Origin of the sequence: Aeromonas sp. R4-3, from assembly GCF_040908275.1 — a bacterium.
Lineage (GTDB): Bacteria > Pseudomonadota > Gammaproteobacteria > Enterobacterales > Aeromonadaceae > Aeromonas > Aeromonas rivipollensis.
Map to the genome: position 1 here is coordinate 1 of NZ_JBFODK010000062.1, position 22852 is coordinate 22852.

General features: G+C 62.5%; 21 protein-coding genes and 1 riboswitch. Of the genes, 10 read left to right on the plus strand and 11 right to left on the minus strand.

Going from position 1 to position 22852, the window contains the following annotated elements; all coding sequences use genetic code 11:
• The first annotated feature begins 500 nt into the window (after positions 1–500).
• A complete protein-coding gene (locus AB5Y91_RS19845; protein WP_025325242.1) occupies positions 501–992 on the plus strand; it encodes an RNA-binding protein in 492 nt (163 codons plus the stop codon).
• A 4-nt stretch (positions 993–996) separates the two neighbouring features.
• Here the strand turns inward: AB5Y91_RS19845 and murI are convergent, their stop codons facing one another.
• Positions 997–1785 carry a glutamate racemase gene (murI, locus tag AB5Y91_RS19850; protein ID WP_111911436.1) on the minus strand — a complete coding sequence of 263 codons (789 nt, stop codon included), beginning with the start codon at positions 1783–1785 and terminating at the stop codon, positions 997–999.
• Positions 1786–1916: 131 nt separating this feature from the next.
• Positions 1917–3752, minus strand: a complete 1836-nt coding sequence (locus tag AB5Y91_RS19855) for a TonB-dependent receptor (protein WP_163135468.1) — start codon at positions 3750–3752, stop codon at positions 1917–1919.
• Between the two features lie 51 nt (positions 3753–3803).
• A riboswitch (cobalamin riboswitch) is annotated at positions 3804–3982 on the minus strand.
• A 210-nt stretch (positions 3983–4192) separates the two neighbouring features.
• Here AB5Y91_RS19855 and purE point away from each other — a divergent pair.
• Both purE and AB5Y91_RS19865 read left to right on the plus strand, forming a co-directional pair.
• A complete protein-coding gene (gene purE, locus AB5Y91_RS19860) occupies positions 4193–4702 on the plus strand; it encodes a 5-(carboxyamino)imidazole ribonucleotide mutase (protein ID WP_025325239.1) in 510 nt (169 codons plus the stop codon).
• The gene (locus AB5Y91_RS19865) at positions 4699–5823 is read left to right on the plus strand and encodes a 5-(carboxyamino)imidazole ribonucleotide synthase (RefSeq protein WP_171275159.1); all 1125 of its coding nucleotides are present in this window, start codon (positions 4699–4701) and stop codon (positions 5821–5823) included. Before purE ends, AB5Y91_RS19865 begins: the two co-directional genes overlap by 4 nt.
• 71 nt (positions 5824–5894) lie before the next feature.
• Here the strand turns inward: AB5Y91_RS19865 and AB5Y91_RS19870 are convergent, their stop codons facing one another.
• The 4 genes from AB5Y91_RS19870 to leuE all read right to left on the minus strand — a co-directional run bounded on the left by AB5Y91_RS19870 (position 5895) and on the right by leuE (position 10580).
• Positions 5895–7091 (minus strand): MFS transporter, encoded by a 1197-nt coding sequence (locus tag AB5Y91_RS19870; RefSeq protein ID WP_171275158.1) that lies wholly within the window; start codon positions 7089–7091, stop codon positions 5895–5897.
• A gap of 109 nt (positions 7092–7200) precedes the next feature.
• Positions 7201–7929 (minus strand): LytR/AlgR family response regulator transcription factor, encoded by a 729-nt coding sequence (locus tag AB5Y91_RS19875; RefSeq protein WP_368170613.1) that lies wholly within the window; start codon positions 7927–7929, stop codon positions 7201–7203.
• A 129-nt stretch (positions 7930–8058) separates the two neighbouring features.
• A complete protein-coding gene (locus tag AB5Y91_RS19880; protein ID WP_234570694.1) occupies positions 8059–9732 on the minus strand; it encodes a sensor histidine kinase in 1674 nt (557 codons plus the stop codon).
• A gap of 209 nt (positions 9733–9941) precedes the next feature.
• The gene (gene leuE / locus AB5Y91_RS19885) at positions 9942–10580 is read right to left on the minus strand and encodes a leucine efflux protein LeuE (protein WP_106885341.1); all 639 of its coding nucleotides are present in this window, start codon (positions 10578–10580) and stop codon (positions 9942–9944) included.
• Positions 10581–10802: 222 nt separating this feature from the next.
• Here leuE and AB5Y91_RS19890 point away from each other — a divergent pair, with 222 nt between their 5' ends.
• Positions 10803–12023, plus strand: a complete 1221-nt coding sequence (locus AB5Y91_RS19890; protein WP_163156810.1) for an MFS transporter — start codon at positions 10803–10805, stop codon at positions 12021–12023.
• Positions 12024–12103: 80 nt separating this feature from the next.
• Here AB5Y91_RS19890 and AB5Y91_RS19895 read toward each other — a convergent pair whose 3' ends face one another.
• Positions 12104–13288, minus strand: a complete 1185-nt coding sequence (locus AB5Y91_RS19895; RefSeq protein ID WP_368170614.1) for an NAD(P)/FAD-dependent oxidoreductase — start codon at positions 13286–13288, stop codon at positions 12104–12106.
• Positions 13289–13439: 151 nt separating this feature from the next.
• Positions 13440–13964, minus strand: coding sequence for a non-heme ferritin (gene ftnA, locus AB5Y91_RS19900; protein WP_005326403.1), 525 nt, complete (start codon positions 13962–13964; stop codon positions 13440–13442).
• Between the two features lie 209 nt (positions 13965–14173).
• Between ftnA and AB5Y91_RS19905 the strand changes: the two genes are divergently transcribed.
• Positions 14174–15949 (plus strand): diguanylate cyclase, encoded by a 1776-nt coding sequence (locus AB5Y91_RS19905; protein ID WP_368170636.1) that lies wholly within the window; start codon positions 14174–14176, stop codon positions 15947–15949.
• Between the two features lie 16 nt (positions 15950–15965).
• Here the strand turns inward: AB5Y91_RS19905 and fabV are convergent, their stop codons facing one another.
• On the minus strand, positions 15966–17153 hold the full coding sequence (gene fabV / locus AB5Y91_RS19910; RefSeq protein ID WP_368170615.1) for an enoyl-ACP reductase FabV: 1188 nt from the start codon (positions 17151–17153) through the stop codon (positions 15966–15968).
• 442 nt (positions 17154–17595) lie between these two features.
• Here fabV and AB5Y91_RS19915 point away from each other — a divergent pair, with 442 nt between their 5' ends.
• The gene (locus tag AB5Y91_RS19915) at positions 17596–18030 is read left to right on the plus strand and encodes a universal stress protein (RefSeq protein WP_025325220.1); all 435 of its coding nucleotides are present in this window, start codon (positions 17596–17598) and stop codon (positions 18028–18030) included.
• A 192-nt stretch (positions 18031–18222) separates the two neighbouring features.
• Positions 18223–19236, plus strand: a complete 1014-nt coding sequence (trpS, locus tag AB5Y91_RS19920) for a tryptophan--tRNA ligase (RefSeq protein WP_368170616.1) — start codon at positions 18223–18225, stop codon at positions 19234–19236.
• Here trpS and AB5Y91_RS19925 read toward each other — a convergent pair.
• Complete coding sequence (locus tag AB5Y91_RS19925; RefSeq protein WP_163135474.1) at positions 19215–20174, minus strand: LysR family transcriptional regulator; 960 nt, start codon at positions 20172–20174, stop codon at positions 19215–19217. The two genes, trpS and AB5Y91_RS19925, sit on opposite strands and share 22 nt — an antisense overlap.
• A 91-nt stretch (positions 20175–20265) precedes the next feature.
• Here AB5Y91_RS19925 and AB5Y91_RS19930 point away from each other — a divergent pair, with 91 nt between their 5' ends.
• Positions 20266–21165, plus strand: a complete 900-nt coding sequence (locus AB5Y91_RS19930) for a DMT family transporter (protein WP_234689757.1) — start codon at positions 20266–20268, stop codon at positions 21163–21165.
• Entirely contained in the window at positions 21150–21311 is a 162-nt protein-coding gene (locus AB5Y91_RS19935; RefSeq protein WP_005326376.1) for a hypothetical protein, read from the plus strand. The genes AB5Y91_RS19930 and AB5Y91_RS19935 overlap by 16 nt, the downstream gene beginning before the upstream one ends.
• A 123-nt stretch (positions 21312–21434) precedes the next feature.
• Here the strand turns inward: AB5Y91_RS19935 and AB5Y91_RS19940 are convergent, their stop codons facing one another.
• Complete coding sequence (locus AB5Y91_RS19940; RefSeq protein WP_234689766.1) at positions 21435–21893, minus strand: DUF6314 family protein; 459 nt, start codon at positions 21891–21893, stop codon at positions 21435–21437.
• 42 nt (positions 21894–21935) lie between these two features.
• On the opposite strand from AB5Y91_RS19940, the gene AB5Y91_RS19945 reads away from it, so the two are divergent.
• Positions 21936–22793, plus strand: a complete 858-nt coding sequence (locus AB5Y91_RS19945; protein WP_106885349.1) for a DMT family transporter — start codon at positions 21936–21938, stop codon at positions 22791–22793.
• Positions 22794–22852: the final 59 nt, after the last annotated feature.

Here is a 22852-nt window from a genome sequence, read left to right on the forward strand (position 1 = left end):
TTTGATGTTCGATGCTGTGAGTGCCCACACAGATTGCTTGATTCAAATTGTTAAAGAGCGTCACGCTTATCGCGTTGAGGAGGCGCATCTTACGCTCCTCACTTCGAAAGTCAAGCGGTTGTTTTCGCTTTTCTTTCGGCGCCCACTTCGCTAGGAAGCTGGCTCATCAGTTCGGCGTGTTCCGCCGTGCTGGTAGGGGCGCATTATAGGGAGCCGGATCACGATGACAAGGGATTTTTTGAAGAAAGTCACGGAAACTTCAAATTATCCAGTTAGAAACAGCTTACCCAGTGTATATATACAATGTTATCCACAAGCTGATGATTTCAGCTCTGTTTTATTGGCATTTAACCGGGTCTTCCTTGCTTAAGGAATGCCATACTGAAGCGGATAATGTGTCCCAAGTGGTCCATGGTAGCGTCCTGTCGTAAAGCTGGTTACCATGGAGGTGAATAGAGTGTTGCACCTTTTTTGCTTTCATTTACAAAAGGTCTTTAAAGATGAATTTATCCAAGTTTCCCGTTTATGTGCAGGCGGCCGTTCTCGCTCTGGTGTTGGCGCTGGTCGGTTATCTGGTTGCCCAGGCCCTGCAGTTTTCCCTGAAAGCCGAAGTCATTTTTGCCGTAGGTCTGGCCATTGGCGGTTTCGTAGTACCGCTGTTCCTTAACCGGGCTCCTGCCGCTGTGGCCGAGCAGAACGCCAGCCAAGAAACATGCACCTTATATGTAGGCAACCTGCCCTACCGTGCCAACGAGATTGCCGTGCGCGAGCTCTTTGCCGAGCAGGGTCTGGTGATTTCCGTCCGTCTGATGAAAGACAAGGCCACTGGCAAGCGCAGGGGCTTCGGATTTGTTGAGATGCCGGTCGCCGATGCGGCCAAGGCCATAGCCGCGCTCAATGACAAGGAGTATCAGCAGCGCACCCTCAAGGTACGTGAAGCCAACGACAAGCGGGACAGGGATGAGAGGGAAGGCGCCGACGTCGACGCCTGAATACTCAGCACAGCACCTCTTCGAGTGATGACAGCCCCCATGCTTGCAAGGGGGCTGTCAGTTTTTGGGCCCGGGCATCCAGCAGGCTGCAATAGGCGTGGCCCTGTCCTTCACCGGTGAAGGTGGATGGAAGCGCGGCCAGCAGATGAGCCACCCGCCTTGCCACCGCATTGCCCGAGTCCACCAGTTGGCACTCCGGCATCAGTTGCCGGATTTCATCCCCCAGCAGCGGGAAATGGGTGCAGCCCAGCACCAGGGTATCCGGCCTCTCCTCCCCTTCCATCCAGTCAGCCAGCACCTCTCGCAGCAACCCCATGTTGACCGGCTGTCCCGCCAGCTTGCGCTCGGCCTCGATCACCAGCTCGGTCGCTCCCTTGAGCAACACCCGCTTGCCCGGCGCGAACTGGGCGATGAGCTCATGGGTATATTCGCGGCTGACGGTGCCCGGGGTTGCCAGCAGACCGATGCAACCATTGCGGGTCAGGGCGGCGGCAGGTTTGATGGCGGGTACCACGCCCACCACAGGAATGCTCAGAGTGGCTCGCAGGGATGGCAGGGCTATGGTGCTGGCGGTGTTGCAGGCAATCACCACCAGATCGATGGCGTGTTCGGCCACCATGTGGCTGACCAAGCCGGTGCAGGCAGAGATCAGTTCTGGTTCGCTCAGCTCGCCATAGGGGAAGTGGGCGTTGTCGAAGCAGTAGAAATAGTTGTGCGCCGGCAGGGTGCGACGGATCTCCCCATAGACGGTCAAACCGCCCATACCGGAGTCGAACACGAGAATATTGGCCACCAGAGCTCCCCCTTGGATGCGAGGCGGCGATCATACTCCCGCCAGCGACCAATAGAAAAGGCCCCGCACATGGCGGGGCCTCGCTTTTTCCTCTCTATATAAGCAGAGCAGCAGATCAGCAGATCAGCAGATCAGAGACGGTAGTCGGCGGTCAGCTTGAACTCGGTGCCCGGTGAGGCATAGCCATAGGCCGGGACATAGTCACGATCGAACAGGTTGTCGATGCGACCGCCCAGGGTCAGCGCAGGCGTCACCCCGTAGCTGGCACCCAGATTGACCAGGGTGTAAGAGCTCAGCACCACCCGCTCTGCGGGGAAGCTGCTGAAGTTCTTGTCGTCCCGCTTGCCCACGTAGAGCAGTTCGGTCGACAGATCCACCGGGCCCAGCTGTGCCTGGGTCAGCCAGCTCGCCTTCTGCTTGGCGCGGCGCAGCAGCGGCTGATCGCCGTCGTTCTTGTCTTCGGTCTTGGTGTAATCGAAGCTCAGGTCATGATGGAGCGGACCGGTTTCCAGCCCCAGCGCCACTTCCACGCCGCGGATCTCGGCATCCGTGTTGTCCGGCTTGCAGCTGGAGAAGGCGCTCTGGCAGGAGATCAGGTTCTGGATCTGGTTGCGATAGAGGTTCACTGACCAATCCCAGGCGGTGTAACGGCCGGAGAAGTCCAGCTCCAGGTTCTTGCTCTCTTCCGGCTTCAGATCCGGGTTCTCATAACCGGGATAGTAGAGATCGAGGAAGGTCGGCGCCTTGAAGCCGGTGCCGTAGCTCAGCCGCACATTGTGGTTGTCGTCTATATCCAGCCCGCTGGCGGCGGACCAGGTGTTGTGACGACCATACTGCTCGTTGTCATCGGTGCGGCCGGATAGCTCCCACAGCAGGGCCTGCCAGCGATAACTGCCCACCGCAAACAGACCTGTGTTGTCGCGATCCGGGGCATTGAAGGCCTGGCCATAGCTGCGCGAATCGGACTTCATCTGCTCCTGCTGCCAGTCGGCGCCACCGGTCAGGTTGAGCCCCTCGATGCCGCTCCAGCTGTTGATCCAGGAGAAGCGGGTCAAGCCGGTGTGGATCGGCTGGGCGCTGGATTCCCCCTGGCTCTCCAGCCAGCTCTTCAGCTTGTTCTCGCCGTAGCTGGCTTCCAGCCGGCTGGTCAGGGTCTCGCTCTGGAACTTGAGGCCACCGTCGTACTGGAAGGCCTTCACCCGGCTCTGGTCGGCCGACTGATAGGCATCGTCCATCTCGGTCTGGTTGTCATAACCCTGGGCGTTGAAATCGGCACTCCAGGCGTCGTTGAAGGCATGGTTCATCCCGACCTGGCCATTGAGGCTGTCGAAACCGTCCCGATCCGGCTGCTGGGCACCGGCCACCACGTCGAACCCATCGGTGCGCTCATAGCCCACCAGCAGGTTCATGTCGGTCTGCTGGCCCAGAGCCTGCACGGTTCGCAGTTGGCCCTGACCATAACCATGGCTGCCTGCGCCGCCCTTCAGGTGGGTCTCGCTGCCACTCTTGGCGGAGGTCTTGGTGATGAGGTTGATGACGCCACCTATGGCATCCGAACCGTAGACGGCGGCGCGCGGCCCGCGGATGTACTCGACGCGCTCTATGTTGCCGAGGGGGATCTGGCTGAGATCGGGCGTGCCAGCCACCATGGCGGCGATGGGGCGGCCATTCATCAGCACCAGGGAGTGGTTGGAGTTGGTGCCGCGGATGAAGAGGCTGCTCATATGGCCCCGGCCACCCAGGGTGGTGATCTGTACCCCGGGCAGGGTCTTGAGAAGATCCGTCAGGCTCGATACCTGGCGGGATTCAATCTCGGCGCGATCGATCACCACCACGGGAGCCAGCACAGCACTGACGGGTTGTTCCACCCGGTTGGCGGTGACCACCATGGTGTCATTGGCAGGAAGGGAAGACTGGGCAAAGGCCGCCGTTGGCAACAGGGCAGCCGCCAATAATTTCTTGGACATGAGAGATCCTTAAGTTCGCGTAAGCATCTACTTCGTGGCCGGTTTCTCTCGGCCCGAAATACGAACTTTGGCAGGTCTTCGGGCTTGGGGGCTGATGGCCTACGGCGACGGCTTCCCACCTGACGGCAGTGCCCTGATGTCGCTTCGTTCCCCCTTACCGCTGCGCGCCAGCTCCGGATTCTCACCGGATTCCCTTTTAAGCATGATGCGCCAAAGCGGGGGGATTATAGGCAGAGCCAGATTGGATGTATAGCCATCTGGATTTCTATCATCGTTTTTTCCCACAAGAGGGTGTCGAGTGGCACAGATGCTACCCTGCACCTCTGTCATGGCCGCCGTTGGGCGCAATCCGAAGGGATCAGACGCAAGAAATGTTGAGCCAGGTCCCACGGCTTTTTGGTAACATGCGGCAAACGTTTGACACCCCCGAGGAAGCCGTAATGACGACCCCCCCAATGATCGGCCTGGTAATGGGCTCTGACTCCGACTGGCCCGTGATGCAAGCGGCAGCCCGCATCCTCAAGGAGCACGGCGTGCCCTATGAAGCGCGCGTCGTCTCCGCCCATCGCACCCCGGATCTGCTGTTCGAATATGCCGCCAGTGCCCGCGAACGCGGCCTGCGCGCCATCATCGCCGGGGCCGGCGGAGCCGCCCACCTGCCGGGCATGCTGGCCGCCAAGACCACAGTGCCTGTGCTGGGTGTGCCCATCCCGACCCGTCAGCTCAAGGGGATGGACTCTCTGCTCTCCATAGTGCAGATGCCCAAGGGGGTGCCGGTCGCCACCTTCGCCATCGGTGAGGCGGGTGCCGCCAACGCAGGTCTGTTTGCCGTCTCCCTGCTGTCGGTTGCCCAGGATGGCGACGCCCCTCGCTATCACCAGCAGCTCGACAGCTTCCGTGCCAACGAGCGGGATCGGGTGCTGGCCCTGCAACTGGAGGACCCGGCATGATACTGCCCCCCGCTACCCTCGGCATGCTAGGTGGCGGCCAGCTCGGCCGCTATTTCGTGATGTCGGCCCATCGCCTCGGTTATCAGGTGATAGTGCTGGATCCGGATCCCGCCAGCATCGCCGGCGCCGCGGCCGACGCCCAGATAGTGGCAGCCTATGACGACGCCGAGGCGCTGCGCGATCTGGCCAGCCGCTGTGATGCCGTGACTTGCGAGTTCGAGAACGTGCCGGCCGCCTCCCTGGCTCTGCTGGAGCAGCACCTGCCGGTACGCCCTGCGGCCAGCGCAGTGCGTGTCTGCCAGGATCGCCGGGAAGAGAAAGCCTTCCTGACCCGCGCCGGCGTGCCGGTCGCCCCGAACCTGACCCTGCTGCCGGGTGAGCCCCTGCCGGCCCTGCCCAACGACCTCTTCCCCGCCATTCTCAAGACGGCCCGCGAAGGCTACGACGGAAAGGGACAGTGGACTATCAACAAGGCCGACGAGCTGCCAGCGGCCCTGGCCGCCAGCGGCGTGCCCTGTGTGCTGGAGAAGCGCCTGCCGCTGGAGGGGGAGTTTGCCCTCACCCTGGCCCGCAGCCCGAGCGGTGCCATCAGCGCCCTGCCTCTGGTGCAGAACTGGCACAGCGGCGGCATTCTGGATCAGACGCGCTCCCCGGCCAATGTCCCCGCCCTGGAGGCGGAGGCTCAGCGCATCGCCGAGCACATCATCGCCGCCCTCGACTACGTGGGCGTGCTGACGGTGGAGTTCTTCCTGGTCGGCGGCACGCTGCTGGTCAACGAGATGGCGCCCCGCCCCCACAACTCCGGACACCCCAGCATCGACAACGCCGGTTGCAGCCAGTTCGAGCTGCAGGTGCGCGCCCTGTGCGATCTGCCGCTGCCGGCAAAAGCAGAGGTGTGCCCCGCCATACTGCTGAACCTGCTCGGGGATCTCTGGCAGGGCGGCACCCCTGACTGGGCCGGCGCCCTGGCCCTGCCCGGCGTACACCTGCACCTCTATGGCAAGGGCGACGCCCGCCCCGGCCGCAAGATGGGTCACGTCACCGTCACCGGCACCGACTGGTCTGCGGTCGAGGCCACCGCCAGCCAACTGCGCACCTTGCTGGGACTTCCCCCCCGCTAAACGCCGCTTGTACCAACGAAAAGACCCGGGCCAATGCCCGGGTCTTCTTTTTTACCGCCGTGGAGACCAGGTCAGCCCCGATCCGCCGCCACCGCAACGGGAGCCGGCAGCCGTATGGTGAGGGAGAGCACCAGGGCCACCACCAGCAACACCAGAATGAGGTTGAAGGTCGCCATGAAGCCGCCGAACAGGGACGCGACTATGGAGCCTATGATGCTACCCAGACCGAAGCCCAGATAGATGACGCCGTAGTTCTTGGTCAGGTTGTTGAGGCCGAAGAAGTCGCTCACCAGGGAGGGGTAGACTGTGATGGTGCCGCCGAAGCTGAAGGCCACGCAGGCCACCGCCACGAAGAACAGGTTGGCGTTGAGGGGCACGAACAGCAGCAGCACCATGCCTGCCAGGGTGATCAGCTGGGCTATGGTGATGACCCGGATGCGGGACATCTTGTCGGAGAGAATGCCCAGCACCAGACGGCCACCCAGATTGGCCATGGCGATGATGGCGACGGCGTTGGCGGCCACCACGGCAGGCAGGCCCACCATCTTCTCGCCTATGTCCTTGGCCACGCCGATGACATAGAGGCCGCTCATGCAGGCGGTGAGGAACATCAGCGCCAGCATCCAGTACTGCGGCTTGCGCATGGCCTCGGCCAGGGTGAAGTCGCGGCTCTCGGTCTGTTGCACGGAAGTGGCCTGCTGGGGCGCATCCTTCATCAGCATGCCGCCCACCAGCACCATGGACATGGCGATCAGCCCCCACAGCTGGAAGGTGGTCTCGAGGCCGGAGCTGGAGAGCAGCAGCAGGTTGATGTACTTGAAGCCGAGGCTGCCGAGGCCATAGGCGCCGATGGAGCAGGCGGAGATCAGCCCCTTGCGCTCCGGGAACCACTTCACGCAGTTGGAGAGGGTCATCAGGTAGCCTGTCCCGTCGGCGAAGCCCACCAGTATGCCGGCGCAGAGGTAGAGCATGGCCAGGTTGCTGGCGTGGGCGGTGAGGAAGAAGCCGATGCCGAGCAGCACGCCGGCCCCCAGGGTGACGTTGCGCACCCCGAACCGCTCCTGCAGCTTGCCCGCCAGGGAGGAGGCCACCGCCAGGGAGAGGCTGAGCAGGCCGAAGGCGAAGGCCACCTGGCTCACCGGCTCGTCCAGCTTGTCGGAGAGCTGGGCGTTGAACAGGCTCCAGGTGTAAACGGAGCCCAGCGCAAACTGGGTGATGATGGTACCGATCAGGGTCAGATACCGGGTGCGATTCATCTCTTTAGTCATGATGCGTCTCGGGCGATGGCCATAAGGAAATTGAGGCCACTATAGGCAAGACGCGACTCGCGCCGGCAGATTAAGGCATGAAATGCAGATCGGCAGGCATGAATGGCAATCAGAGCCGCATCAGCTGACGGAACGCCTTGATGTTGCTGCGGCTGACCGGCACCTCGAACGGCAGATCATGGAGCCGTATGAGATAGGTGCTGTTGAACCAGGGCACTATCTCGCGGATCTTGTTGATGTTGACGCAGTAGGAGCGGTGGCAGCGGAAGAAGCCCTCCGCCGGCAGGCGGCTGACAAACTCGCTGAGGGCCATGGTCATCACGTAACGATCGGTGCGGGTGTAGACATAGGTGAGTTTCTCGTCCGCTTCTGCGTAGTAGATCTGCTCGCAGGGGGTGACTATGATGCGCTCCCCCTTCACCAGGTTGATGGTGCGATTGTGCGGGCTGCTCACCTCCCCCTGCCCCGGCTGCGACTTGCCCGCATGCTCGAGCTTTTGCAGCAGATTGATGATGCGCGGCTCGTTGTAGGGCTTGAGAATATAGTCGAACGCCTCCAGCTCGAACGCCTCCACCGCGAACTCCTTGTAGGCGGTGACGAAGACGATGTGGGGCGGATGGCTCGACTTGTGCAGGTTCTTGGCCAGCAGCAGACCATCGATGGAGGGGATCTGGATATCCAGAAACACCACATCCACCTCGTGATCCTGCAGGTATTTGAACGCCTCCAGCCCATCCTCGAAGCTCGCCACTATCTCTATGGTGCTGTGCTGATTCACCAGATAGACCAGCTCCTCGCGAGCCAGGTATTCGTCTTCCACTATGATGGCTTTCAGCATGGCATTGCCCCCTGAGGGAACGCAGGAGAGGCCAGCTCCTCCCGCATCAAACATTCATCTTCGACACTAATGGCTTTCAACATGACAACGCCTCTCCAGTCAGCGACTCGTCTTCAACAGTGATGGCTCTCAACATGGCATCGCCTCCTGATCCGGCAGATAGAAACAGACTTCGGTACCCGGCTCCAGCCGCTTGAGGTGCAGGCCGTCGCCATAGAGCAGCTTGACCCGCTGATGCACGTTCATCAGGCCTATGCTGCGGCTCTCCACCCGGCCGGCGGCCACCCCGTCGATCACCGCCTGGCTGATGCCGTAACCCGTGTCGCGTACCGCCACCCGGATGCCGCCCGCCAGCTGCTTCACCTCTATGGTGACCCGGCCAGGCGCACTGCGGGGCTGGATGCCGTGCAGGATGGCGTTTTCCACCAGGGGCTGCAACAGCAGGCAGGGCACCTGGATGTGGACGTCGTCCACCTCGAACACTACCTCCAGCTTGTCGCCGAAGCGGGCCTGCTCGATGGCCACGTAGTCGCGCACCTGCTGCAGCTCCTCCTGAATGTCGATGAGCTCGTCCCCCTTGTTGAGGTTGTAGCGCAGGTAGTCCGCCAGGTTGGCGATGAGCTGGCGCGCCTGCTGGGGGCGGATGCGGATGAGCGACGAGATGGCATTGAGGGCATTGAACAGGAAGTGCGGGTTGATCTTGCTCTGCAGCGCGGTGAACTCCGCCTTGCGGGTCATCTCCTTGAGCTGCTCGATGCGAGACACCTCCATCTGGGTGGAGATGAGCTGGGAGAGGCCCACCGCCATCTCCCGCAACGAGCTGGTGATGCTGTGGGTGCGGCGATAGTAGATCTTGAGGGTGCCGCTGACGGCGCCGTTTTCCCGCAGCGGGATGATGATGACAGAGTGAAAATCGGAGAGGTGATACTGACGCAGATCGTTGTTGATGATGATCTGGTCCAGCAGCACGGCTCTCTGGGTCATGTCGCTGATGGCGTGGTGCTCGTCCAGCTCGTAGTAATCCTTGCCCACCCCCACATAGGCCAGCACGTCCCGGGTGTCGGTGATGGCCACCGCATCGGCGTCGATCTCGCGCCGGATCACGGCACACACCTGACCGAGGGAGTGGCGATCTATGTTCTGGAAGAAGGGCAGCGTCTGGTTCGCTATGTCCAGCGCCAGCTTGGCCTGCTTGGCAGCAATCAGCTCCTTCTCGTCATCCAGATCCTGCACCAGCTTGATGATGAGACCGATGCAGAGCGTCCCGGCGATCATCGGATAGGCGATGTGGCTGACGATCTCCACACCCACGGCATGGGGCTCGGTCAACAGCCAGATCAGCAGCATGGTCAGCCCCTCGCAGGCCATGCCCGCCAGTATGCCGTAGAGCCAGAGCCGCGACTTGCGGCATCTCAGGTGCAGCCAGGTCGCCAGCAGACCGGCGATGATGCTGGCGATGAGGCAAGGGATAGAGGTGTGACCATCCATGTCGATGAGGTAGCGGTGCAGACCCGAGATGACCCCGGCCGGGATGCCGACCCAGGGGCCAAACAGTATGCCGCCCGAGATGATGGCGATGATCCGCACGTTGATCAGCGCCCCCTCCACCGGAATGCCGGTGTAGGTGCTGAACACCGCAAACAGGCCGAAGATGGCGGCCACCAGCAGCAGCTCAGCCGGGGTGTGATCCCGCTTCTGGAACAATCGCTGGAACGGCCTTGTACGGGTCAGGAGGAAGAGCGTCATCAGCATCAGCGCCGCCCGTTCAAACACCGCCAACAACATCATCTGATTTTCGAGCATGGGGCCCTCCGGCCTATGGCCACAAAGGGGCGCACTATAGAAGGAATCTGGCCGTGGACGGCTGACCCCGATCAAATCAGGGACATGAGACCACGGCGGCAGGATTGAAAAGAGAGAGGCCCTCTCATCGAGCCCTAGTGTACCGCAGGCAGGTGCCGGGGAGGCATAGCGCTGCCATATTCAGCCCGATGGAGCAGGAAAGGACGGGATCAGGACGACAGGGTCGCCAGCCTGGCCGCGAAGCCCATGAAGAAGAGGCCGATCAGGCCGTTGCCCAGCTTGGCGAGACGCACCTTGCGCGCAAAGAAGCGCGCCATCAGGGTGCCGCCGAAGATCAGCAGGGTGAGATAGACGAAGCTCATGGCCTCCAGCATGCCGGCCAGCACCAGGTAGGAGATCCAGGTGTGGGCATAGCTGAAGTCGATGAACTGCACGAAGAAGGAGACGTAGAAGAGGATCGCCTTGGGGTTGGTGAGGCTTAAGGTGAGGGCCTTGGAGAAATAGCGCTCCCCCAGCTCCACCGCGGATTCCTGCCCTTCGCCCTTGGCTATGAAGTTGGCATGGAGGATCTTCACCCCCAGATAGAGCAGGTAGATGGCGCCGAGGTAGCGCACCAGGGTGAACAGCAAGGGGGTGGTGCGAATGAGGGAGGCGATCCCCAGGTAGGCGCAGAAGATGAGGATGGCATCGCCGACGAAGACCCCGAGGGCGGCGCGATAGCCAGGCCCTATGCCCCGCACGGCGGCGGTGCGCAGCACATAAATAGAGTTGGGACCCGGCGCTATGATGATGAAGAAGAGCCCCACCAGATAGGTCCAGACATTGATGACTCCCAGGCTTTCGAACATGTTCCCTCCATGGCGGGCTATGGGCCGGATAGCGGCGGCAGGCTTTCTATACTAATCCGCCAGGCGCCAAGCACAAGATCTGACCTGTCATCCACACACCTTCAGGGTGAACGGCTTGCACGCCGATCGAGAGCAGCCCCGGCGTTCGCCCACTTTGGTTATGTCCAGATGCACCGGGATAGGGCATGGTAGAGGGAGTATGAAACCGCAGATACCTCACCCATGGACAAGACCTTGAGCACCGATACCTCTGTCACCGCGACGCCCTCGGCCGACCCCCTGAACACCACCACTTATCCGGTGATTGCCGCCATCAGCTTCTCGCACCTGTTGAACGACATGATGCAATCTGTGCTGCTGGCCATCTATCCGTTGCTCAAGCTCGGCCTAGACCTGTCGTTCACCCAGATTGGGCTCATCACCCTCACCTACCAGTTCACGGGCTCGTTGTTGCAGCCGCTGATCGGCTTCTACACAGACCGCAGGCCCATGCCGTATTCGCTGCCCCTCGGCATGGGCTTTACCCTGCTCGGCTTGCTCTCCCTGTCACAGGCGGGCAGCTTTGGCGCCGTGCTGCTGTCGGCCATGCTGATCGGCATGGGCTCGTCCGTCTTCCACCCGGAATCCTCCCGGGTCGCCCGCATGGCGGCCGGCAGCCAGCCGGGCTTGGCCCAATCCCTGTTCCAGATCGGCGGCAACCTCGGCTCGGCCATAGGTCCGCTGCTCGCCGCGCTCATCATAGTGCCGCAGGGACAGGGCAGCGCGGCCTGGTTCTCGCTGTTCGCCCTGGTGGGCGTCATGGTGCTCTGCCTGGTCGGGCGCTGGTCGAGCCAGCACGGGGCCAACTTCCACAAGCGGATGAAAGCCCATGCCGGCAGCGGCCTGAGCCGCCGCCAGATCGGCTGGTCGCTGGCCATCCTGGGCCTGCTGATGTTCTCCAAGTTCTTCTACATGACCAGCCTGAGCAGCTATTACACCTTCTACCTGATGGACAAGTTCAACCTGCCGCTGGATAGCGCCCAGTTCCATCTGTTTGCCTTCCTGTTCGCCGTCGCGGCGGGCACAGTGCTCGGCGGGCCTGTCGGTGACCGCATCGGCCGCAAGCGGGTGATCTGGATCTCCATCCTGGGCGTCGCCCCCTTCACCCTGCTGTTGCCCCACGTCGACCTGTTCTGGACCTCGGTGCTCTCGGTGATCATCGGCCTCGTCCTGGCGTCGGCCTTCTCCGCCATCCTGGTCTACGCCCAGGAGCTGGTGCCCGGCAAGGTCGGCACCATCTCCGGCCTCTTCTTCGGCTTCGCCTTCGGCATGGGGGGCATAGGCGCCGCCCTGCTGGGTCAGCTGGCCGATGCGACCAGCATAGAAACCGTGTACCAGCTCTGCGCCTACCTGCCGCTGATCGGCCTGCTGACCGCTTTTTTGCCGACCATCAGAAAGGGTTAATAGATGCCCCGCACGGAAGACCGTCCATAAAAAACGCGGCCTGAGAGGCCGCGTCTGAAGTTGATGAGAACGAAGGTTGGTCAGCAGTACTGACCGGCCACCCAGCCCGATGACCAGGCCCACTGGAAGTTGTAGCCGCCGAGCCAGCCGGTCACGTCCACCACCTCGCCGACGAAGTAGAGACCGGGCACCTTGCGCGCCTCCATGGTCTTGGAGGAGAGCTCGTTGGTATCCACGCCCCCCAGGGTCACCTCGGCGGTGCGATAGCCTTCGGTGCCGTTCGGCAGTATCTGCCAGTCCCCCAGCAGGGTGGCCACCGCCTCCAGCTCCCGCTCGTTGTACTGGCGCATCGGCTTGCTGTTGAGCTGCCCCAGCTCCACCAGCTTGTCGACGAAGCGCTTGGGCAGCTCGCGTCCCAGCACGGTTTTCAGCTCCTGGGCCGGGTGCGCCAGCGCCCAGGCCTTGAGGGCCGTCGCAATATCCAGCTCGGGCAGCAGGTTGATGTGGATCTTCTCCCCCGCCAGCCAAAACGAAGAGATCTGCAGTATGGCGGGGCCCGAGAGGCCGCGGTGGGTGAACAGCATGGCCTCCTTGAAGCGGGTGCCATCCTCGGCGGTCACCGCCACCGGCAGGCTGACCCCGGCGAGATCGGCGAAGGCCTCTTTCTGTTCCTGATGCAGGGTGAAAGGCACCAGACCGGCGCGGGTGGGCAGCACATTGAGGCCGAACTGCTCCGCCAGCTTGAAGCCGTAGGGGGTAGCGCCGAGTTTCGGCATGGAGAGGCCGCCGGTCGCCACCACCAGAGAGTGGCAGGCGATCTCGCCCTTGCTGGTGTCGAGCAGGAAGCCGTCATCCGTCTTGCTGACGGAGAGGATCTCGGTCTGGCACTGCAGGGTCACTCCGGCCCAGTCACACTCGGTGAGCAGCACCTCGACTATCTCCTTGGCGCTCTCGTCACAGAACAGCTGGCCCAGGGTCTTCTCGTGATAGTTCACCCCGTGCCTGTCCACCAGATCGATGAAGTCCTGCTGGGTGTAGCGCGCCAGCGCCGACTTGCAGAAGTGCGGATTGCCGGAGAGGAAGGCGTGGGGACCGGCCTGATGGTTGGTGAAGTTGCAGCGACCGCCGCCGCTGATGAGGATCTTGCGGCCCGGTTTCTTGGCGTTGTCCAGCAGCAGCACGGATCGCCCCCGATAACCGGCCTGGGCCGCACACATCAAGCCGGCCGCCCCGGCCCCGATCACCACCACATCAAACTGCTTCATCATCACGCACCCATCAAAAGAAAAACGGCCCCTGCCAAGGAGCCGTCATCGCATGGCCGAAACCACAGCGGCGGTTTCATGGCTGCATCAATCGAAAACGGCCCACAAGGGGGCCGTATTGTACTGGCGCAGCACTAAGTGTCCACGACTATCAGGCGTTGCCGTCCATGATGCTGGCAGGGGCGCCCTTGGCCAGCTCGGCCAGCTCCTTGTCGATGAAGTAGAGACCCTTGCCATCTTCGCCCACCAGCGACAGACGATCGACGATGCTCTTGAACAGCTTCTCCTCTTCGTGCTGCTCGGCCACGTACCACTGCAGGAAGTTGAAGGTGGAGTAGTCCTGGGTGGTGAATGCCACATGGGCCAGACCGTTGATGCACTTGGTGATGTGGAACTCGTGCTCCAGGGTGGTGCGGAAGATGTCCCCCAGCGAGTTGAACTCGTGGGGAGGCGCATCTATGGCCCCCAGCAGCGGCATGCCACCGGTCTCGCTCACGTAGGTGAACAGGCGCTCCATGTGCTGGCGCTCCTCGGCGGCGTGCTTGCGCAGGAAGGTGGCAGCCCCTTCGAAGCCCTTGTCCTCGCACCAGGCGCTCATCTGCAGGTAGAGATTGGAGGAATAGAATTCAAGATTAATCTGCTCGTTCAACTTCTCGATCATGGCTTTGGCCAACATGATGATTCTCCACTGTGATTTGGTCACGATTGTCGCCACTGTTGCAGCCTGACGCAACCAGATACGACGGTCAGCGCTCGCAGTTGTGACCCGGCCTCGCCTCATCCTGTCCCCCATACGGTTATAGAGAAGCAAAGAAACATGGTGTAGGTGGCGTCAGCCATTATGATGGCGCCAGTGGTCTGGGAAAGGATTCAATGAGATTCATTATGGCACTGGCGCTGCTCTGGATAACCCAGTTGCAGGCCACTCCCTCCTTGCTGGAAGAGGCTGAATTGCAGGCGGCGCGCGATCCCGTCGGCTATCTGCAGCGCCTCGACGCCAGCCCGCAGCAGGACATGGAGCTGTTCCATGCCAGGGCCCTTGCCCAGGCCGCCCTGGGACGCTACCAGCAGGCTTTGCTGGACAACGCCCGCGCCCGCGGGCTGGCCAGTGCCCAGCAAGAAAGCCAGCGCCTGCTCGACTTCAGATTGCAACAGATAGCCCTGACCCTGGATACCGAGGCCCCCGAGCAGGCCCTCCAGCTGCTGACCCAGCTCAGGCCGGCCGTCCTGGGCCATGTCCAGCAGGAGTCCGAGTGGCATGCCCTCAATGGCCTCGCCCTCTACCGTACCCAGCAGATGAAGGAGGCGATCGCCGAGCTCAAGACCGCCTTCCAGCTCAAGCAGAAAGGGCCCGGAAGCACCCTCTCCACCCTGCAGTGTGCCCGCCTGATGATGACCCTTGGCAACCTCTATGCCGATCTCAGCCTCCACCGGGAGGCCGAGACCTACTATCAGGATGCCCTCGGACAGATGGTGCGACTGAACGAACCCAACAGTCAGGCCATCATCCGGGCCAACATGGCGCGGCTCTACATCGACATGGCGCGCCCCGATCGGGCGAGCGAGCTGCTCGATGCCCTGTTGGCCACCCCCGGGCTCTCGCCCCACTATCGCGCCATCGTCCTCGGCTACAGGGCCATGGTGTTCAACGCGCAGCGAGACTGGCACTCGGCCTGGCAGAGCCTGGAGGAGGCGCAAGCCATCTATGAGGGGCTGGGTTATCCCCATGCCGCCTCCCGGCTGACCGAGATCCGGGCCAGAACCCTGCAGGGACGGGGGGAGACCCAGCTGGCCTTGCAATTGCTGACGACCCAGCCAGGCCCGGTCAGCATAGAGGGCAAGGCGATGCAGGCCAGGCTGCTGGCAGATCTGGGACGCTACCCCGAGGCCTATGGTGTCATGACCCGCTACATGCAGCACTACAGGCAGCACTTCAATCAGACCCTGAGCCAGCATGCCGCCGCCTTCCAGGTCGAGATGGACCTGGCCCGCAGCGAGGCCAGCAACCAGGCGTTGCAGCAGGAGAACGAGAACAAGCGCCAGCAACTGCTGTATCAGCAGAGCGCCCGCTACTACCAGCTGATGCTGGTCGTCCTGCTGATCGGTGCCCTGATCCTGCTCGGGCTCACCACCCACAGGCTGCACCGCAGCTCGCGCCACCTCTACAAGCTCGCCACCTTCGATCAGCTGACCGGGCTGCCGAACCGCCGCGCCCTGCTGGAGCAACTGGAGCAGCAGTGGCAGCTGGATGCGCCACTGACCCTGCTCATCATCGACATCGACCACTTCAAGCAGATCAACGACAGGCACGGCCACCAGACCGGGGACCAGGCCATAAGGCAGCTGGCCCGGGAACTGAAGAGCTGGGCGCCGGACCTGCAACAGGTCGGGCGTTGGGGAGGGGAAGAGTTTCTGGTGGCCATGACGCAGGACGGCGCCACCTGCTGGCGGCTGGCCGAACAGCTGAGAAACCGGATCGCCTACCTGGCCGCCCCCCACATGACCATCAGCATAGGGGTGGCGGAGCGCTCACCGGACGATGACAGCCTCAGCCAGCTGATCCACAGGGCCGACATGGCCATGTACCAGGCCAAGCGTCAGGGGCGCAACCAGACCATACTAGCTCCGGCCCCCAACCAGCCAGCCTGCAACGTCGCCTGAACCACCAGCGCCCAGATCAGGGCAGCAGCTCGGTCAGGGAGGCGACATCCACCGGCGCCCCATAATCGACGCCGGGCAGCTCGAACCCGTTGAGCTCCATGAAGTCCTGGCGCAGCCCGGCGAAGTCCCCCAGGGCGTGGAAGTTGTCCGGCGTCACCTTGGGCCAGAGCGCCGAGACGGCGGCCTGAATGGCCGGGTCCAGCTCGTGGTCATCCATCCGGATCAGGCGGTTGCCGTCGGCCACCACCCCATGGGGCCCATACATCTTGGCGGCAAACAGCCGCTGCATCTGTTCGATGCAGCCCTCGTGCACGCCCCGCTCCTTCATCACCCCCATCAGCAGGCCCAGATAAATCGGCAACACAGGAATATAGGCGCTCGCCTTGGTCACCAGCGCCTTGCAGACCGACACCCAGGCGTGGCCACCGAGCTCGGCCAGCTGCAGGTTGATGGTCTCGGCGGTGGCGTGCAGGTGCTCCTTGGCGTAACCGATGGTGCCGTCTCTATAGAGGGGATAGGTGGATTCAGGGCCTATGTAGGAGTAGGCGACTGTCTGAACGCCTGGGGCCAGACAATCGGCCTGCTGCAACGCCTGCAGCCAGAGCTGCCAATCCTCGCCCCCCATCACTGTGACTGTGTCGCGGATTTCCTCCGGGGTGGCGGGAGACAATGACTGCTGCACCAGGGTGTCCTGCTCCAGATCCAGCCCCCAGCCGCTGAAGGGCTGGCCGGTGGTCTTGAGCACCGAGCGCACCTGGCGACCATCCGGCAGCACCCGGAGGCCGCTCGCCAGGGAGTAGACCACCAGATCCACCTGGCCCAGCTGCTGGCGGATGCCGTCGATGGCCTGCTGGCGCAGGGCGTCCGAGAAGGCATCGCCGATCAGGTTGATGGCGATGCGTCCCTCCTGCTCCGCCGCCTGGCGAAACCAGATGTTGTTGTACCAGCCCGCGCTGCCGAGCCCCTTGTCGGAGGGCCCGCGCTCGAACGAGATGCCCAGGGTATCGGCGCCGGCCCCGAAGGTCAGCGCTATGCGCGACGCCAGCCCGAAGCCGGAGGAGGCCCCCAGCACCAGCACTCGCCTGGGCCCGTTGAAGGGGCCCGCCGCCTTGACGCTGGCGATCTGCTGCTGCACGGCGGCGCGGCAGCCGATGGGATGGCAGTTGCGGGCCACGCAACCCTGGATCTGGGGATGAATGATCATGGATGAATCTCCAAGAAATCGATGGAATACGAGGAGCGGCGGCCGCAAACACATCGATCATCGGCGGCATCGCCACGGGAATTGGCTAGAGCATAACCAAGAAGCCGGGGATTACCTTGATGTCGGGTGGCATAGGGGCAAGAAAAGGGGGCAGAAAAACAAGAGGGAGCACAAGGCTCCCCAAAGCGTTATTCAGATGCTTTTTGTTGTGTTGTGTTCATTGCGAAGCACGGGCACATCCTATTCCCCTCCCTGGGTCGGGGCAATAGAGTGGCTGTGATCGGCTTCAAACTCCTGTTCAAAATATGTGCGACCCTTTTATCCGCAATGGCAACCAGGGTGTACGGGCCTGCCATGGAAATCCTGAAACTGTGGTGACATCGCCGTTTTAGTTTCAGCGGACATTGGTATAGTGAACCCAGGATCAGTGAGGAGAATTCCCATGAGTGGAACCTATTACAAGCACATACTGGCGGCGATCGACCTGTCGGAAGACAACCGCAAGGTGATCGACAAGGCGGTCGACCGGGCCCGTTCCAATGGCGCCAAGCTGTCGGTGATCCATGTGGACGTGGACCTCAAGGATCTCTACACCGAGATGATCGATATCGACATCGACAACGTGCAGGATCAGGTGATCGCCGAAGCGAAAGAGAAGCTGGAGGCCTTCCTGGCCTCGGTGGACTACCCCATAGAGAAGAAGCTGGTGATCTGCGGCGATCTGAGCGAGCGGGTCAATCAGGCGGTCAAGGATTACCAGATAGACCTGCTGGTGTGCGGCCACCGCCAGAGCTTCTGGAGCCTGCTCACCTCCAGCGCCCGCCAGCTGATGAATACGGTGCCCTGCGATCTGCTGGTGGTGCCCTTGCAGAAGTGATCAAACAGGCGTAGCTTGATTTGCCATGAACATGACCATCGTCAATCACAACTACTGGTGGTGCTGCTTATAAACAGGCGGCACTGCTTTTCTATGTAATTTTTCCCAAAGAAAACACCGTGACCGCCGAGAGGCGGTCATTGTTTTCATCCCTTTGTCGCCTCCCGGCCCACCCCAACTGGAGAGAGTGACATGCACAACCCCGTTATCCTGACCGGCGATCGCCCCACCGGTAAACTGCACATAGGCCACTACGTCGGATCCCTGCGCCAGCGCGTCGAGGCCCAGCACCATTACCGTCAATTCGTGATGATCGCCGATCTGCAGGCGCTGACCGACAACGGCCACAACCCGGCCAAGGTGACAGATCACGTGCTGGAGGTGATGGCCGACTACCTGGCCGCCGGCCTGGACCCGGCCAAGACCACCTTCTGCCTGCAGAGCGCCCTGCCCGCCCTCGCCGAGCTCACCACCTATTACCTCAATCTGGTCAGCGTCGCCCGGCTGGAGCGCAACCCCACCGTCAAGGCGGAGATCCAGCAAAAAGGGTTCGAGCGCAGCCTGCCTGCGGGCTTCCTGGTCTATCCCGTCAGCCAGGCCGCCGACATCACCGCCTTTCGCGCCACCCATGTGCCGGTGGGCGAGGATCAACTGCCCATGCTGGAGCAGACCAACGAGATAGTGCGCCGCTTCAACGTTCTGATGGGCAAGGAGGTGTTGACCGAGTGCCAGCCGATCCTGAGCGACACCGGCCGCCTGCCCGGTATAGACGGCAAGGCCAAGATGTCCAAGTCCCTCGGCAACACCATAGAGCTCGGCATATCGGCGGAAGAGATCAAGCAAGCGGTGTTCGCCATGTATACCGACCCCAACCACCTCAAGGTGAGCGATCCGGGTCAGGTGGAGGGCAATACGGTGTTCGCCTATCTGGACGCCTTCCACCCGGACAAGGCGCTGGTGGCCGAGATGAAGGCCCACTACCAGCGCGGCGGTCTCGGCGATATGCGCTGCAAACAGGTGCTGAACGACTGCCTGCAGACCCTGCTCGCCCCCATGCGGGAGCGCCGTCAGGCAGCCATCGCCGACAAGGAGAAGCTGCTGGCTCTGCTCTATCAGGGCACCTTGCAGGCCCGCGCCCTCACCGACGAGGTACTGGCAGAGGTCAAAAGCGCCATGGGACTGGATTACTTCGCCGGGTTGCGCTGAGTCGGCGCACCCAGCGCGTCTGCACCGTAACGCTCGAAGGCGAGCCGGTGCAGCAGCCCCTTGAACCAGCCGATCGCCTCGTCGTGGGCGGTGAGCGGGTGGCCCGCCATCAGGTAGACGATGGGAATGGCGGGCTCCAGCTGATGCAGCCGCAGCGGGTAGTAGCGGCAGAAGTGGCGCCCTATCATCTCGGGCACCACCACCAGATAGCGGCCGGTCGCCATCAACTGCGGCACCGCCATGAAGCTCGGCAACCTGACCCCCAGCTCCCGCGCCACCCCGAAGCGGGCCAGCCAGAGATCCACCATGGCCTGGCTGTGCCCCCAGCTGGAGGTGTGGATGTGGGGGCGGCTCACCAGCTCGTCCGGCCCCAGCTCATCGGGCAGTTCGCTGCCGAGCGGCGACAGGCAGACCAGGGGATTGCTGAACCACTCCTCGCGCCACAGGCGGGGGGAGAGGTGGTTGGCGCCGGCAAAGCCGATCACCAAATCCAGCTCCCCCTTCTCCAGCTCCCGCTCATAGTCGCTGTCCGCCAGCTCGCACACCTCCAGCCTACAGTGGGGTGCCTGCTGGACCATGCGCTCCACCAGGGTCGGCACCAGGCCGTGCTCCACCGAGCCCGGGGTGGCGATGCGAAACACCCGCTGGGCACTGGCGGGATCGAATCCCTTGGCCTGGCGCAAGCCCTGCTCCAACATGGCCAGCGCCTGGCGCACCGGCCCGGCCAGGGCCTTGGCCCGCTCGGTCGGCATCATCTCCCGCCGGCTCATGACGAACAGGGGATCATCCAGCGCCTGGCGCAATCGCCCCAGGGCGTGGCTGACGGTGGACTGGGAGAGGTGGAGCCGCTCCGCTGCACGGGTGACGTTGCGCTCCTGCATCAGCATGTCAAACACTGTGAGCAGGTTGAGGTCGAGGCGGGAGAGGGGGAGTTCCATCGATATTGGCCATAGTTGAATGACGACAATTCATTTTTGGCATAGTAGCAGATTGCATAGAATGCGCGGGCGAATTACATCGGAGATTAACATGCGTAGCTATCTGTTATTGCTGGCGATAGGCCTGTTGTGGGGCTCCCAGTTCATTTTCATGCATCAGGCCGTTACCGAACTGCCCCCCATCATGGTGGCGGCCGGTCGTGCCCTGTGCGGCAGCCTGACCCTGGGTCTGCTCTGCCTGTTCATGCGCCTCAAGAGCGAGCACACCCCCTGGCGTACCTATATGCTGATCGCCCTGCTCGATGCCACCATCCCCTTCATCATGGTGGCCTGGGGTCAGCAGTATGTGGACAGTGCCATCGCCGCCGTGGTCATGGGTTGTATCCCCTTTGTGACCATTCTGGCTGCACCCCTGTTTATTTCTGGTGAAAGAATCACCAAGGGTGGTCTGCTCTCCGTGGCCATCGGCTTCGTCGGCGTGCTGGTGCTGTTCTGGCCCAAGCTGGCCAACGGCATGAACGCCGGTCTGCTCGGCGCCATGGCCATACTGTTCGGCGCCAGCTGCTTCGCCATCGGCCTGCTGATGATCAAGCGCTTCGCCAAGGACCACCCCGTGGTAGTGGCCCGCAACATACTGATCTCGTCAGCCATCCAGCTGCTGCTGGCCGCGCCCTTCGTCACCGATCTGAGCGCCCTCACCCTGCCGAGCCAGCAGGCCATAGGTGCCGTGGCCGTGCTGGGGGTCTTCTGTACCGGTCTGGTCTACTTCCTCTACATGGCGCTGATCCAGAAGGCGGGCCCGACCTTCGCCTCCTTCAGCAACTACCTGGTGCCGCTGTTCGGCGTCATGCTGGGTGCCCTCTTCCTCGGCGAGCAGGTGCACTCCACCACGGCCGTGGCACTGGCCCTGATCCTGGGTTCGGTCGCCCTGAACCAGTGGGCACAGCAGCGTCGTGCCCGTCGGGAGGCCAGCCTATGTCAGGCATCCTGACCACATTGTGCGGCGGTCTGGTGCTGATAGCCGGCTGGCAGTATCGCCACCGGCTGGCCGGACTGCTCGGCCTGCTGATGCTGACCCTGCCCTGGTTCTTCGACAGCAAGCTGCAGGCCATGCTGAGCTATGCCCTGAATGCCTGAATGCCATCTCTGAATGTGTGACGAGAGTGTATCTCTCCTGTTTTTGGGACCGTTTTAAAAAAACCTCCGATTTGTCCCCGCTACCGGCGCTCTGCGCCGGTTTTTTTATGCCGGTTTCCCGCCCTACGACCAGTAGCGGTAGCTGAGCCGCTCGTTCTTCCGTGGCCCCCTGATCTCCCAGCCCAGCAGAAAACCGCTCGTGGTCTGCGTCAGCTCGGCGCTGTAGTGATCCTGACCGCACAGGTGCGCCTCGGCGGTGAGCCAGCGGCCGTCCCCCTGGGGCAACAGCTCGAACAGCAGCACCGGCGCCTGGTGGCGCAGGTGGGAGAGGCTGATCCCCCGCTCGCCGCGCTGCCACCAGAAGCTGTTGTGCATGGTGAGTACCCGGCCATGGGGCGTGGTGTAGCACCCCTGCTCCGTAAAGAGCCAGCCACCCTGATGATCGGTCACCCGCACCTCTCCCTCGCCACGGCCGTTCCAGTCGGTGGCGGAACCCGCCCCGTTGCTCGCCTCGAAGGCAAAAGCGCCGATCTGTGGCAACTGCTCCCATAAACGCTGGATCGCGCTTTCCAACTCGGCCATCATAGCGCCCTCCAAATTGACAACTGACGACAATTCAATCACATGAACTACTTGATAGGGGTTACCCTGCTCTGGTCCTTCTCCTTCAGCCTGATCGGGGTCTACCTCGCCGGCCAGGTGGACGCCTACTTCTCGGTGCTGACCCGCATCGCCCTCGCCAGCCTGGTGTTCCTGCCCTTCCTGCGCCGCCGTTGGCTGCGCCCCGATCTGGTCATCAAGCTGATGGCTCTCGGCGCCATCCAGCTCGGCATCATGTATCTCTTCTATTACCACTCCTTCCTGCTGCTGACGGTGCCGGAAGTGCTGGTGTTCACCATCTTCACCCCCATCTACGTCACCCTGATCCACGACATGCTGGAGGGGCGCTTCAAGCCGACCTACCTGTGGGGGGCGCTGCTGGCGGTGCTGGGGGCGGCCGTCATCCGCTTCGACGGCCTGACCGAGAGCTATGTGATGGGGTTCCTGGTGGTGCAGGGAGCCAACCTCTGCTTCGCCCTGGGCCAGGTGGGTTACAAGGTGCTGCTGGCCCGAGAAGCGCAGCAACCGCCCCAGCTGGCTGTGTTCGGCTGCTTCTATCTGGGGGCCCTGGTGATCGCCCTGCCCGCCTGGTGGCTGCTGGGCCAACCGCAATACCCGACGAGTGGATTGCAGTGGGGCATACTGCTCTGGCTGGGGGTGGGGGCATCCGGGCTCGGCTACTTCCTGTGGAACAAGGGGGCCACCCTGGTGAGCAGCGGCGTGCTGGCCATCATGAACAACGCCCTCATTCCGGCCGGTCTGCTGGTCAATCTGGTGCTTTGGGGCAAGGATACGGATCTGTTCAGGCTCAGCCTCGGCGCCCTGCTGATGCTGGCCTCCCTCTGGGTCTGCCAGCGCCAGCCGGCGCGTAGCACGGAGTGACGAACCGCCAGGCCTGCCGATGCAGGCCTCCTTTAACCCACAGGCGTCAGCGGGTGAGT

Bases quoted from the DNA above. Each gene is read 5' to 3' on its own strand.
- purE (WP_025325239.1), top strand. From the start codon at position 4,193: ATGACGACCCCCCCAATGATCGGCCTGGTAATGGGCTCTGACTCCGAC.
- AB5Y91_RS19855 (WP_163135468.1), bottom strand. From the start codon at position 3,752: ATGTCCAAGAAATTATTGGCGGCTGCCCTGTTGCCAACGGCGGCCTTT.
- AB5Y91_RS19940 (WP_234689766.1), bottom strand. From the start codon at position 21,893: ATGGCCGAGTTGGAAAGCGCGATCCAGCGTTTATGGGAGCAGTTGCCA.
- AB5Y91_RS19890 (WP_163156810.1), top strand. From the start codon at position 10,803: ATGGACAAGACCTTGAGCACCGATACCTCTGTCACCGCGACGCCCTCG.
- AB5Y91_RS19945 (WP_106885349.1), top strand. From the start codon at position 21,936: ATGAACTACTTGATAGGGGTTACCCTGCTCTGGTCCTTCTCCTTCAGC.
- trpS (WP_368170616.1), top strand. From the start codon at position 18,223: ATGCACAACCCCGTTATCCTGACCGGCGATCGCCCCACCGGTAAACTG.
- ftnA (WP_005326403.1), bottom strand. From the start codon at position 13,964: ATGTTGGCCAAAGCCATGATCGAGAAGTTGAACGAGCAGATTAATCTT.
- AB5Y91_RS19930 (WP_234689757.1), top strand. From the start codon at position 20,266: ATGCGTAGCTATCTGTTATTGCTGGCGATAGGCCTGTTGTGGGGCTCC.
- AB5Y91_RS19870 (WP_171275158.1), bottom strand. From the start codon at position 7,091: ATGACTAAAGAGATGAATCGCACCCGGTATCTGACCCTGATCGGTACC.
- AB5Y91_RS19915 (WP_025325220.1), top strand. From the start codon at position 17,596: ATGAGTGGAACCTATTACAAGCACATACTGGCGGCGATCGACCTGTCG.
- AB5Y91_RS19865 (WP_171275159.1), top strand. From the start codon at position 4,699: ATGATACTGCCCCCCGCTACCCTCGGCATGCTAGGTGGCGGCCAGCTC.
- AB5Y91_RS19880 (WP_234570694.1), bottom strand. From the start codon at position 9,732: ATGCTCGAAAATCAGATGATGTTGTTGGCGGTGTTTGAACGGGCGGCG.
- AB5Y91_RS19895 (WP_368170614.1), bottom strand. From the start codon at position 13,288: ATGAAGCAGTTTGATGTGGTGGTGATCGGGGCCGGGGCGGCCGGCTTG.
- leuE (WP_106885341.1), bottom strand. From the start codon at position 10,580: ATGTTCGAAAGCCTGGGAGTCATCAATGTCTGGACCTATCTGGTGGGG.
- AB5Y91_RS19845 (WP_025325242.1), top strand. From the start codon at position 501: ATGAATTTATCCAAGTTTCCCGTTTATGTGCAGGCGGCCGTTCTCGCT.
- AB5Y91_RS19905 (WP_368170636.1), top strand. From the start codon at position 14,174: ATGGCACTGGCGCTGCTCTGGATAACCCAGTTGCAGGCCACTCCCTCC.
- AB5Y91_RS19925 (WP_163135474.1), bottom strand. From the start codon at position 20,174: ATGGAACTCCCCCTCTCCCGCCTCGACCTCAACCTGCTCACAGTGTTT.
- AB5Y91_RS19875 (WP_368170613.1), bottom strand. From the start codon at position 7,929: ATGCTGAAAGCCATCATAGTGGAAGACGAATACCTGGCTCGCGAGGAG.
- fabV (WP_368170615.1), bottom strand. From the start codon at position 17,153: ATGATCATTCATCCCCAGATCCAGGGTTGCGTGGCCCGCAACTGCCAT.
- AB5Y91_RS19935 (WP_005326376.1), top strand. From the start codon at position 21,150: ATGTCAGGCATCCTGACCACATTGTGCGGCGGTCTGGTGCTGATAGCC.